Annotated in this window: 10 protein-coding genes, 1 pseudogene and 2 riboswitches; of the genes and pseudogenes, 8 read left to right on the forward strand and 3 right to left on the reverse strand. The window is 67.2% G+C overall.

Annotated elements, in window-relative coordinates; translation table 11 throughout:
* Nucleotides 1-101: 101 nt before the first annotated feature.
* From CFN17_RS05140 to CFN17_RS05155, 4 genes are all read left to right on the forward strand, one after another.
* Entirely contained in the window at nucleotides 102-359 is a 258-nt protein-coding gene (locus CFN17_RS05140) for a mycoredoxin (RefSeq protein ID WP_208750283.1), read from the forward strand.
* 99 nt (nucleotides 360-458) lie between these two features.
* Complete coding sequence (locus CFN17_RS05145; RefSeq protein WP_208750284.1) at nucleotides 459-1,544, forward strand: S-(hydroxymethyl)mycothiol dehydrogenase; 1,086 nt, start codon at nucleotides 459-461, stop codon at nucleotides 1,542-1,544.
* Entirely contained in the window at nucleotides 1,541-2,203 is a 663-nt protein-coding gene (locus CFN17_RS05150; protein ID WP_261792370.1) for an MBL fold metallo-hydrolase, read from the forward strand. The genes CFN17_RS05145 and CFN17_RS05150 overlap by 4 nt, the downstream gene beginning before the upstream one ends.
* Nucleotides 2,204-2,258: 55 nt before the next feature.
* Entirely contained in the window at nucleotides 2,259-2,759 is a 501-nt protein-coding gene (locus CFN17_RS05155; protein WP_261792371.1) for a DinB family protein, read from the forward strand.
* Here CFN17_RS05155 and CFN17_RS05160 read toward each other — a convergent pair.
* From CFN17_RS05160 to cycA, 3 genes are all read right to left on the reverse strand, one after another.
* Nucleotides 2,756-3,607: a methylenetetrahydrofolate reductase gene (locus CFN17_RS05160; protein ID WP_208750285.1), complete on the reverse strand. Its 852-nt coding sequence runs from the start codon at nucleotides 3,605-3,607 to the stop codon at nucleotides 2,756-2,758. The genes CFN17_RS05155 and CFN17_RS05160 overlap by 4 nt on opposite strands.
* 84 nt (nucleotides 3,608-3,691) lie before the next feature.
* Complete coding sequence (gene purU, locus CFN17_RS05165; protein ID WP_208750286.1) at nucleotides 3,692-4,597, reverse strand: formyltetrahydrofolate deformylase; 906 nt, start codon at nucleotides 4,595-4,597, stop codon at nucleotides 3,692-3,694.
* Nucleotides 4,594-6,063, reverse strand: a complete 1,470-nt coding sequence (gene cycA, locus CFN17_RS05170) for a D-serine/D-alanine/glycine transporter (RefSeq protein WP_208750287.1) — start codon at nucleotides 6,061-6,063, stop codon at nucleotides 4,594-4,596. The genes purU and cycA overlap by 4 nt, the downstream gene beginning before the upstream one ends.
* A gap of 164 nt (nucleotides 6,064-6,227) precedes the next feature.
* A riboswitch (glycine riboswitch) is annotated at nucleotides 6,228-6,325 on the reverse strand.
* 282 nt (nucleotides 6,326-6,607) lie between these two features.
* Nucleotides 6,608-6,708, forward strand: a riboswitch (glycine riboswitch).
* Between the two features lie 142 nt (nucleotides 6,709-6,850).
* Between cycA and gcvP the strand changes: the two genes are divergently transcribed.
* From gcvP to CFN17_RS05190, 4 genes and pseudogenes are all read left to right on the forward strand, one after another.
* Nucleotides 6,851-9,730, forward strand: a complete 2,880-nt coding sequence (gcvP, locus tag CFN17_RS05175; protein ID WP_395926295.1) for an aminomethyl-transferring glycine dehydrogenase — start codon at nucleotides 6,851-6,853, stop codon at nucleotides 9,728-9,730.
* A gap of 9 nt (nucleotides 9,731-9,739) precedes the next feature.
* Nucleotides 9,740-10,876 (forward strand): glycine cleavage system aminomethyltransferase GcvT, encoded by a 1,137-nt coding sequence (gene gcvT / locus CFN17_RS05180; RefSeq protein ID WP_208750289.1) that lies wholly within the window; start codon nucleotides 9,740-9,742, stop codon nucleotides 10,874-10,876.
* Nucleotides 10,877-10,936: 60 nt separating this feature from the next.
* Nucleotides 10,937-11,320, forward strand: coding sequence for a glycine cleavage system protein GcvH (gene gcvH / locus CFN17_RS05185; protein ID WP_208750290.1), 384 nt, complete (start codon nucleotides 10,937-10,939; stop codon nucleotides 11,318-11,320).
* Nucleotides 11,317-11,724: pseudogene (locus CFN17_RS05190) on the forward strand (serine hydroxymethyltransferase); the annotation flags it as partial. The gene gcvH and the pseudogene CFN17_RS05190, both read left to right, overlap by 4 nt.

Below are 11,724 nucleotides of genomic sequence, written 5' to 3' on the forward strand. Positions count from 1 at the left end.
GAATAGTGTGCCGCACGGTACGGTTATTGCCAGTGACGTACGCCCTTCGCGGGCCGGCCTCCAACGCCGGCCCCCCCAATCACCAGTCTGAGGAGAACTTCGTGGACTTCACCCCCGAATCCGGCACCATCACCATGTTTTCGACCACTTGGTGTGGCTACTGCAACCGGCTGAAGAAGCAGCTGGATGCGCAGGGCATCGGGTACACCGAGATCAACATCGAGGAAGTCGAAGGCACGGCCGATCTCGTGGAGAAGCTCAACGGAGGCAACCGCACCGTCCCCACCGTGCTGTTCCCGGACGGCACCGCGGCCACCAACCCCTCCGCAGCGGAGGTCAAGACCCGCCTCGCGGCCTGAGCCCCGAAGCACCTGAACCACCAGTAACCAGCCAGCGGGCGCGGCCTCACGGAGGCTGCGCCCTGTTGCATGCAGCGACACGAACTGAGGGAGAAGTCCATGGTCCACAAAGTCAAAGGCGCCGTAGTCCGTTCCAAGAACGCCGAGGTCACCCTGGAGACCATCCTGGTGCCGGATCCGGGCCCCGGCGAGGCACTGGTGGACATCCTCACCTGCGGCGTCTGCCACACCGACCTGCACTACAAGCAGGGTGCCATCAGTGACGACTTCCCGTTCCTGCTCGGCCACGAGGCCACCGGCGTGGTCAGCGCCGTCGGACCGGACGTCACCGAGGTGGCACCCGGCGACCGCGTGGTGCTCAACTGGCGTGCGGTCTGCGGCGAATGCCGCGCCTGCCGCCGCGGTGAACCGCAGTACTGCTTCAATACCCACAACGCCACCCAGAAGATGACGCTGGAAGACGGCACGGAACTCTCGCCGGCGCTCGGCATCGGCGCGTTCGCCGAGAAGACCCTCGTCGCCGCCGGGCAATGCACCAAGGTGGACCCCGACGCCGACCCCGCCGCCGTCGGCCTGCTCGGCTGCGGCGTCATGGCCGGCATCGGCGCCGCCATCAACACCGGGAACGTCAAGCGCGGCGATTCCGTCGCCGTGATCGGCTGCGGCGGCGTGGGCGTGGCTGCCGTCGCCGGCGCCGCGCTCGCCGGCGCCACCACGGTGATCGCCGTCGACATCGATGCCAAGAAGCTCCGGCGCGCCAAGGACCTCGGCGCCACACACACCGTGGACTCCTCCGCCGTCGACCCCGTGGAGGCCATCCGCGAACTCACCGGCGGCTTCGGCGCCGACGTGGTGATCGACGCCGTCGGCCGTCCCGAAACGTACAAGCAGGCGTTCTACGCCCGCGACCTCGCCGGCACGGTGGTCCTGGTGGGGGTCCCCAGCCCCGAGATGACGCTGGAACTGCCCCTCCTGGACGTGTTCGGCCGTGGCGGCTCGCTCAAGTCCTCGTGGTACGGCGACTGCCTTCCCTCCCGCGACTTCCCCATGCTCATCAGCCTGTACCGCCAGGGCAAGCTGGACCTCGACGCCTTCGTGACGGAGCGGATCACGATCGACCAGATCGAAGAGGCTTTCGGCAAGATGCACGCCGGCGCCGTGCTGCGTTCGGTGGTCGAGCTGTGAACGGCACCGCGGCCGGAGGTATCCGGATCGACCGGCTGGTCACCTCGGGCACGTTCTCGCTCGACGGCGGCACCTGGGACGTCGACAACAACGTCTGGATCATCGGGGATGAGACCGAATGCGTCATCATCGACCCCGCCCATGATCCGGCGGCCGTGGCAGCGGCCGTCCATGGCCGGAAGGTCACTGCGATCCTGCTGACGCACGGGCACGACGACCACATCGCCGCCGTCGGCGAGGTCCGTCAGCTCGTGGACGCGCCCGTGTACCTGCACCGGGACGACTGGATGCTGTGGGAACGGGTATTCCCGGGCACCGAACCGGACCACGCCATCGCCGACGGCGACACCTTCCCGGTCGCCGGGGCCGCGCTCACGGCCCTGCACACGCCCGGCCACTCGCCGGGGTCCGTGTGCTTCCACCTTCCGGGCGGCGGCGCCGGGGTTGAAGGCACGGTCTTCAGCGGTGACACGCTATTCCAGGGCGGACCGGGAGCTACCGGCCGTTCCTTCAGCGACTTCCCCACCATCATCGGGTCCATCCGGGCCCGGCTCCTGCCGCTTCCGGCGGACACCGTAGTGCGGACCGGGCACGGGGATCCGACGACGATCGGCGCCGAATCCCCGCACCTTGACGAATGGATCGCGCGCGGGCACTAGTCCCCACGGGGCCCTCATCGCCTCAGGACATAGGTCCGCCATAGGATAGGGGGCCATGAGCCCCTTCGCCAGCATGGATCCCGCCACTTTCACGGCCGATCTGCGGACCCAGTTCGATGCGTTCCTCGACGAGCACCGGGCGGCCCTGCACGACTGCTTGGACGGCCTGACGGAACAGGAGGCCCGGGCGTCGCTGGTGCCCTCACGGACCACCCTTCTGGGGCTGGTCAAGCACGCCACGTTCGTGGAGAAGGTCTGGTTCGACGAGGCCATCACGTGCCGGACCCGGGCCGAGATCGGGATCCCGGCCACCCCCGATGAGTCGTTCGTCCTTGCGGCCGGCGACACGATCGGGGGCATCCGGGCCGCGTACGCGCGGGCATGCGAGGATTCACGCCGCCGGACCGATCCCTTGGCCCTGGACGACCTCGCCAGGGGCAACAGGCGCGGCCCGCTGCCCCTGCGGTGGGTCTACCTGCACATGCTCCGTGAACTCGCCCAGCACTGCGGCCACGCCGACATCCTGCGCGAGCAGGTCCTCGCAGCGCGCAGCTAGCCGGCGGCGAGTCCGGGGCCGCCAGCGGCTGCGTACGGTTCCAGGCTATTGAAGGTGTAGAGGTGGATGCCGGCCAGGGCCGGGGCGGCCGCTGACAGCTCGGACACCAGGCCTTCGGGTGAGTAGTTGCCGCCGTTCAGGAGCCGCCGGGCGAGCGGACCCTTCCGGCTGATAAAGCGCAATGAGGGACCCACGCCGATCTTGGTGGCCAGGGAGATGAGCCTGGTCCGGGGCACCTGACCGGCCACTCCGGCCCACACCGGCAGGGCGACGCCTTCCCGGCGCAACAGCTCCACGTAGCAGCTGATCCTGGCGGCGGAGAAACACATCTGCGTCACCACGTGCGTGGCCAGATGCTGTTTTTCCAGCAGTGCGTCGAGCATATGCAGCGGATTCCGGCGCGGATGGCCCTCCGGGTAGCCGGCGACGCCGATCGCGATCTGCCCGCCGGAGAGGTCGGCGATGTCCTCCATGAGCCGGGCACCGGTGTCGTAGGGGCCGGCGGCGTGCGCCGCGTCGCCGCCGATGGCGAAGACATCGGTGATCCCGGAATCCTCGCAGTCCCTGAGGATGCCGGCGAGCTGTGCGCGGTCCTCGAGGCTGCGTGCGGCAAGGTGCGGCACCACGTCATAGCCCAGCCGGCGAAGCTGCACCGCCGTCTGCATCGTGGGTTTGACGCCGTGGTGAGGCAGGCACGTCACCGTGAGCGTCGAGCCTGCCGGGAGGCTCGCCTGGATTCCGGGCACGATGCCGTCCGTGGGAATAATCTCCAGCCGCGTGGGCAGCGCGCTGGCGGCCCCGGCGGGCCGGAGCGCAGGGGAAGTGGTTGAAAGTGAATGGACTGTCACGAGGACCTCCAGGGAATGGCCGGCGCAACGCGCCGGAGCGGACAGGGGCAGACCGGGCTGAACAGGCGAAACGGTGCCGGGGCGTCAGCGAAGAATGACGGTCCGGTTGCCGGAGAGGATGATTCGCCCTTCAGCGTGCCAGCGGACGGCGTTCGTCAGGGCCTTGCACTCCGCATCCCTGCCGACCGCTACAAGATCGGCCGGGGTGTAGGTGTGGTCCACCTCTATCACCTGCTGGGAAATGATGGGTCCCTCGTCCAGCTCCGAGTTGACGTAGTGCGCCGTGGCACCGACTGTCTTGACACCCCGGTCGTACGCCTGATGGTACGGTTTGGCGCCCTTGAAGCTCGGCAGGAAGGAATGATGGATGTTGATGGCTTTGCCGGCCAGCCGGGCCGTCAGGCTGTCGCTGAAAACCTGCATGTAGCGGGCAAGGACCACCAGCTCAACCTTGTAGGTTTCCACCAGGTCGAGCAGCTTGGCTTCCGCCTCCGGCTTGGTTTCCTGGCGCACGGGCACATGGTGGAAGGGGATCCCGTGCCAGGTGACAAGATCCTCATGGTCACGGTGGTTGGACACCACAGCGACGATCTCGACCGGGAGTTCGCCGATCCGGGCCCGGAAGAGCAGATCATTGAGGCAATGGCTGTACTTGGAGACCATGACGAGGATCCGCAGTTTGCGGCCGTGACGTTCCAGGCGCCAGTTCATGTCCCATTCCGCGGCCACGGGTGTGAAGTCCCGCTGGAGCTCTTCAACGGTTGCGGCGCTGCCCGTCGAGAAGTGCACCCGCATGAAGAAGTGCTCCTCCTGCCGGTCGCCGAACTGCTTGATGTCGATGATGTTGCAGCCGTGGTCCAGGAGAAACTTGGAGACGGAGTGCACAATCCCGGGCGATTCGCGGCAGTCGAGCGTGAGCACAAACTCCGCGCCTGCCGCTTCCGGCCGATCCCCCGCAGCGCTGCCTGCCGATGCTGTTCCGGCGGTCATTTGCTCTGCACCGCCCGGATCTCCGCCTCGGCTTCCTGCTCCGCCTGGAGGTCCGCCTTGAACGCCTCGTAGCGGGCCAGGTGGACCGGACGGCGGCGCAGGACAAACCAGGCCACGCCGAGCACGATGAACCAGACCGGCGTCACCACGAGCGCCACCAGCGTGTCCGGCTGGGTGGTCAGCGTCCACAGCACGAAGGCGAAGAACGCGAAGACCACCCACACCATCGGGACGCCGCCGGGCATCTTGAACGTGGACGAGGCATGCAGCCCGGGGCGGCGCCGGCGGAAGGCCAGGTAGCTGGCCAGGATGATGGACCAGACGAAGACAAAGCAGACGGCAGAAACCGTGGTGACCATTTCGAAGGCCTTGCCGATGTTCTCCCCCGCATACATCAGGACGACTCCAGAGAGCAGGAGCACGCAGGAGAGGAAGAGGGCGTTCTGCGGGACCTTGCGGCGGGACAGGTTGCCGAAGCGGGCCGGCGCGTCGCCTTCCTGGGCGAGCCCGTAGACCATGCGGGACGTGGAGTAGATGCCGGAGTTGGCTGAAGACATCGCCGAAGTGAGGACCACCAGGTTGACCACGGTGGCGGCGGCGCCGAGGCCCGCCAGGGAGAACATGGCGATGAAGGGGCTGTGGCCGGCGGCGAACTCGGTCCAGGGGATAACGGACATCAGGATGATGAGGGCCCCGACGTAGAAGAGAAGTACACGTACCGGAATGGAGTTGATGGCCTTGGGGAGGTTCTTCTCCGGATCCTTGGCCTCCGCCGCCGTGGTGCCCACCAGCTCAATGCCGACGAATGCGAACACGGCAATCTGGAAGCCGGCCACGAAGCCCATAAACTCGTTCGGGAAGAAGCCCCCGTGGCTCCACAGGTTGCTGAAGGAGGCCGGTCCGGCCGCAGAGCTGAACCCGCTGAAGATCATGAACAGACCCACCACGATCAGTGCCACGATCGCGACGATCTTGATGAGTGCGAACCAGAACTCGGTTTCGCCGAAAGCCTTGACTGTGGTGAGGTTCAGCAGCAGGAGGATGGCGATGGTGACCAGGCCCGGGATCCACAGGGGCAGGCCGGGCCACAGTTCCTGGGAATACCCGGCGATGGCAATGACATCCGCGATTCCGGTGATCACCCAACAGAACCAATACGTCCAGCCCGTGAAGAATCCCGCCCACGGACCGAGCAGATCCGCGGCGAAGTCACTGAAGGATTTGTAGTGCAGGTTGGACAGGAGCAGCTCGCCCATGGCCCGCATGACGAAGAACAACATGAAGCCGATGATCATGTAGACAAAAATGACCGAGGGTCCGGCTGCCGAGATAGTCTTACCCGAGCCCATGAACAGGCCCGTTCCAATGGCGCCGCCGATCGCGATCAGCTGGATGTGCCGGTTGCTGAGCTGCCGCTCAAGGTGGGGAGCTTCAACCTCAGAAGAAGGTGGTCGCTGAATCGTCATGAGGAACTCCATCGTTCAAGTGGCATTTCAGCCACGATGATTCGGGTTCCTCCCCGCTCTGTCTTGGACCTGAGAGTTTCCGCGCCTCCTGCTCCTGCAGGAGACGCTTGCACCGTCGGTGAGCAGTGCGCCTTGATGACGTACCTGCTGCTTTCCAGAGTTGCCTCGCCGCGGCGGTACGGGGGCCTGAGAGATTCCTGGGGAGGATTTGCTCCTACGGCGCCTGCTGCATGTACCGGCAGGACTCTCCCGCCGCAGATCGTTGGCATGTTCATTTTTGAGGCTTGCGGAAATCGCCGCCGTGCGGACAACAGGTCCGCGCAACACTACGTTTTCCGCGGCTCCTGCGCCCGAATGCCGGGACCGCAGGGGCCGCGGCCGGCGCCCGCTGCCACAGCATCGGCCGGCCGATTCAGTGTGGGCTGGCTCACGCCGGAAAGTCAAGCCCCCAAAATTGTTTCGCGGCGCCGCGTCCCAAATTTTGCGCGGCACGGGAATTGTGTGTACCGTGTGATCCGAATCACCAACATTTGAATATGCCTTTCGAACCGTGGCGGGAGAGTCCTCCCCGACATCATCCGGGCAGGCGCCGTAGGAGCAAATCCTCCCCAGGAATCTCTCAGGCCCATGTACCGCCGCGGCTAGGCAACTCTGGAAAGCAGCCAGCGCGTTATGTGGCGCCTGGCTCACCGACGGTGCAAGCGGACGAGCGTCTGCGGAATCTCTCAGGTCCAATACAGAGCGGGGAGGAACCCGGTCCCCTCCGGCGCAATGCGTCGGCCATACCTTGGAGTTCCTCTTGACGATTCATTCTCTTACATCCAATTTTGCCGACCGGCACATCGGCGCCCGCCGCCAGTCCGACGTCGACACCATGCTCAAAGCCGTCGGCTACGACACCGTCGACGCGCTGGTGGACACCGCCGTCCCGAAGGACATCCGCCAGGACTCCGACCTCGCGCTCGCCGCGGCCCTCAGTGAGGTTGAGGTCCTCGCCGAGCTGCGCAAGCTGGCGGCGAAGAACAAGACGGCCGTGCAGATGATCGGGCAGGGCTATTACGACACCGTGACCCCGGCGGTGATCCGCCGCAACATCCTCGAGGCCCCGGCCTGGTACACCGCCTACACCCCCTACCAGCCGGAGATTTCCCAGGGACGGCTCGAGGCGCTGCTGAACTTCCAGACCATGGTCCAGGACCTCACCGCGCTCCCGGTCGCCAATGCCTCCCTCCTTGACGAGGCCACCGCCGTGGCCGAGGCCGTGCTGATGATGCGCCGCGCGAACAAGGACAAGACGGCCCATGACGGCAAGACCGTCCTGGACGCCGACTGCCTGCCGCAGACCATCGCGATCGTCAAGGGCCGCGCCGAGGCGCTGGGCTTCGAGGTCGAGGTCGCGGATCTTTCCAAGGGCCTGCCCGAGGGCGTCATCAACGGCATCGTGCTGCAGCAGCCCGGCGTCTCCGGCCGGGTGTGGGACCAGTCCGCGGTGATCGCCGAGGCGAAGGAACGCGGCGCCCTCGTCACCGTCGCCGCCGACCTCCTGGCTCTCACGCTCATCACCCCTCCGGGTGAGCAGGGCGCGGACATCGCCGTCGGCTCCACGCAGCGCTTCGGCGTGCCGCTGTTCTTCGGCGGCCCGCACGCCGCGTACATGGCGGTGCGCGAGGGCATGGAACGCACCCTCCCCGGCCGCATTGTCGGCGTCTCCAAGGACAACGCCGGCGTCCCGGCCTACCGCCTGGCGCTGCAGACCCGCGAGCAGCACATCCGCCGCGAGAAGGCCACGTCCAACATCTGCACCGCGCAGGCCCTGCTGGCAATCGTGTCCTCGTTCTACGCCGTCTACCACGGCCCCGACGGGCTGAAGGCGATCGCCGAGACCGTCCACAACAATGCCCGCGCCCTCGCCGCCACGCTGAAGATCGTCGGCCGCGAACTGGTGAGCGACTCCTTCTTCGACACCCTCACGGTCCGCGTGCCGGGCAAGGCCGCCAAGGTCATCGCCGCCGCCGACGCCCGCGGCATCAACCTGCGGCTCATCGACGCGGACACAGTCGGCGTGTCAGTCGATGAAACCACGACGCCGGAGGTCCTCTCCGCGGTGGTCGTCGCCTTTGGAGCCGGTCCGGTCGTGGAAGCCAAGGGCTTCGAGCTGCCCGGGACGGTGCTGCGCACGTCCGACTACCTGCAGCACCCGGTGTTCAACACGCACCGCTCCGAGACGCAGCTGCTGCGCTACATCCGCCGCCTCTCGGACCGTGACCTGGCCCTGGACCGGACCATGATCCCGCTGGGCTCGTGCACGATGAAGCTGAACGCCACGGCCGAGATGGAAGCCATTTCCTGGCCGGAGTTCGCCTCCATCCACCCGTTCGCCCCGGACTCGCAGACGGCGGGCTGGCGGGAACTGATCAGCGGCCTGGAAGCTGACCTCGCCGAAATCACGGGCTATGACCAGGTCTCCATCCAGCCCAACGCCGGCTCCCAGGGTGAACTCGCCGGCCTGCTGGCCATCCGCGGCTACCACCTCTCCCGCGGCGACGCGCAGCGCAACGTCTGCCTGATCCCGGCCTCGGCGCACGGCACCAACGCCGCCTCGGCCGTGCTGGCCGGCATGAAGGTCGTGGTCGTGGCCACCGCCTCGGACGGCACGATCGACCACGCGGACCTGACCGCGAAGATCGAAGCCAACAAGGACGTCCTGTCGGCAATCATGATCACCTACCCGTCCACCCACGGGGTGTACGACGCCGACGTCCGCGAGGTGTGCGACGCGGTCCATGCCGCCGGCGGGCAGGTCTACGTCGACGGCGCCAACCTCAACGCCCTCGTGGGCCTGGCCCAGCCGGGCAAGTTTGGCGGCGACGTCTCGCACCTGAACCTGCACAAGACCTTCTGCATCCCGCACGGCGGCGGCGGACCCGGCGTCGGCCCGGTCGCGGCCAAGGCCCACCTGGCCCCGTTCATGCCGGGGGACGCCAACAAGGCCGCGCACAAGGCTGGCGCTGACGAACCGGGAACCGGTGTTGCGATCTCCGCTTCACGTTACGGCTCCGCGGGTGTTCTGCCGATCTCCTGGGCGTACGTGAAGCTCATGGGCGGTCGGGGCCTGACCGAGGCGACCAAGTCCGCCCTGCTCGCGGCGAATTACATTGCCGCACGATTGGACGAGCACTTCCCGGTGCTCTACACCGGCGAGGGCGGGCTGGTGGCGCACGAGTGCATCCTGGACCTGCGCGAGCTCACCGCCAGGACCGGCGTGACCGCCGAGGACGTGGCCAAGCGCCTCATCGACTTCGGCTTCCACGCCCCCACGCTGTCGTTCCCGGTGGCCGGCACCCTCATGGTGGAGCCCACCGAGTCCGAGGACCTGGGCGAGATCGACCGCTTCATCACGGCCATGATCGCCATCCGGGCCGAGATCGACCAGGTCGCCGCCGGCGACTTCACCGTGGAGAACAGCCCGCTGCGCAACGCACCCCACACGGCGGCCGCCGTGATCAGCACCGACTGGGCCCGCGAGTACCCGCGCGAGCAGGCCGCCTTCCCCGTCCACACGCTCAGGCAGGACAAGTACTTCCCGCCGGTCGGCCGAATCGACGGCGCCGCCGGTGACCGGAATCTCGTGTGCTCCTGCCCCCCGCTGTCCGAATTTGAAAACTAAGGATTGTTGATGACTGAGAACTACACCGCGCTCTACGAGCAGCACAAAAAAGCCGGCGCCTCCTTCACGGACTTCGGCGGCTGGCAGATGCCGCTGAAGTACTCCTCCGAACTCGCCGAGCACCACGCCGTCCGCAACTCCGCGGGCCTGTTCGACCTCTCCCACATGGGCGAAGTCTGGGTCACCGGCCCGGACGCCGCCGCGTTCCTCGACTACGCCCTGGCCGGCAAACTCTCGGCTGTCGCCGTCGGCAAGGCCAAATACTCGCTGATCTGCAACGAGGACGGCGGCATCATCGACGACCTCATCACCTACCGCCGGGGCGAGGAGAAGTTCCTGGTGGTCCCCAACGCGGGCAACGCGAAGGTCGTCGCCGCAGCCCTGGCCGAACGCGCGGGTTCTGCCCCAGGAGGCGATTTCGACGTCACGGTCGAGGACGTTTCGGCTGAGACCTCGCTGATCGCCGTGCAGGGCCCGAGCGCCGAGGCCATCCTGCTGACGCTGGTCCCCGCAGAACAGCATTCGCTCGTGACGGAGCTGAAGTACTACGCCGCGGTTGAGGTACAGATCCATGGGCAGGACCTGCTTTTGGCCCGCACCGGCTACACCGGTGAAGACGGCTTCGAGATCTACGTGCCCAACGAGGACGCCCCGGGCCTGTGGGAGGCCTTGTTGGAAACCGGCGCCGGCCACGGGCTCATTCCGGCCGGCCTGGCCTGCCGTGACTCGCTGCGCCTGGAGGCCGGGATGCCGCTCTACGGCAACGAACTCTCCCTCGACGGGAACCCGTACGCCGCGGGCTTGGGCCCGGTCGTCTCGCTCGCCAAGGAATCCGACTTCGTGGGCCGCGCCGCGCTGGAAGCACTCAAGGCCGGCGGCGCCGGGTCCACCAGCGGCCGCAGGCTGGTCGGGCTCAAGGGCCTCGGCCGCCGGGCCGGCCGCGGCCACTACCCGGTCCTCAAAGACGGCACCGTGGTCGGTGAGGTCACCTCCGGCCAGCCCTCCCCCACCCTGGGCTACCCGGTCGCGATGGCCTACGTCGACGTCGAGTTCACCGAGCCCGGCACGGCCCTGGACATCGACCTCCGCGGCAAGGCCGAGCCCTTCGAAGTCGTGGCCCTGCCCTTCTACAAGCGGGACAAATAGACCCCTTCGGGCCCCGCGCCGACCACAGATTTTTAGCCAGACGAGATGTAAGGAATTGAAATGAGCAAGGTTGTTGCTGAACTGAAGTACTCCGCCGAGCACGAGTGGGTTGCTGTTGACGGCTCCGGCCCCGTGGGGATCGGCATCTCCGCCGTCGCCACCGATGCCCTGGGTGACATCGTGTATGTGGACCTGCCGGAGGTCGGCTCCACCGTGACCGCCGGGGAGACCTGCGGTGAGGTGGAGTCGACGAAGTCCGTGTCGGACCTGTATGCCCCGGTCACGGGCGAGGTCACCGAGGTCAACGACGCCGTCGTCGCGGACCCGGCGCTGATCAACAGCGACCCGTACGGGGCCGGCTGGCTGTTCAAGGTCGCCGTGGAGTCCGAGGGCCCGCTGCTCTCGGCCGAGGAATACGCGGCCAAGAACGGCGGCGAACTGTGAGCGCTTCGGTAACTCAAACCGGCTTTGAGCAGGTCGTGCCGGTGTCCCTGGACGCGGACCTGTCCGTCCTGGACCCGGAGATCGCGGCGGGGATCGACGCGGAGCTGGGCCGGCAGCGCGGCGGCCTGGAGATGATCGCCTCGGAGAACCACACCGCGGCCGCGGTGATGCAGGCGCAGGGCTCGGTGCTGACGAACAAGTACGCCGAAGGGTACCCGGGCAAGCGGTACTACGGCGGCTGCGAACACGTCGACGTGATCGAACAGCTCGCGATCGACCGGCTCAAGGCCCTCTTCGGCGCCGGGTACGCGAACGTCCAGCCGCACTCCGGCGCGCAGGCCAACGCCTCCGTGATGCACGCCCTGATCAAGCCGGGGGACACGATCATGGGCCTGAACCTGGCC

This window comes from Arthrobacter sp. PM3 (genome assembly GCF_003352915.1).
GTDB lineage: Bacteria > Actinomycetota > Actinomycetes > Actinomycetales > Micrococcaceae > Arthrobacter.

Excerpts from the sequence above, each read along its gene's own strand:
- CFN17_RS05145 (WP_208750284.1), top strand. The coding sequence starts at position 459 with ATGGTCCACAAAGTCAAAGGCGCCGTAGTCCGTTCCAAGAACGCCGAG.
- gcvT (WP_208750289.1), top strand. The coding sequence starts at position 9,740 with ATGACTGAGAACTACACCGCGCTCTACGAGCAGCACAAAAAAGCCGGC.
- gcvH (WP_208750290.1), top strand. The coding sequence starts at position 10,937 with ATGAGCAAGGTTGTTGCTGAACTGAAGTACTCCGCCGAGCACGAGTGG.
- cycA (WP_208750287.1), bottom strand. The coding sequence starts at position 6,063 with ATGACGATTCAGCGACCACCTTCTTCTGAGGTTGAAGCTCCCCACCTT.
- purU (WP_208750286.1), bottom strand. The coding sequence starts at position 4,597 with ATGACCGCCGGAACAGCATCGGCAGGCAGCGCTGCGGGGGATCGGCCG.
- CFN17_RS05155 (WP_261792371.1), top strand. The coding sequence starts at position 2,259 with ATGAGCCCCTTCGCCAGCATGGATCCCGCCACTTTCACGGCCGATCTG.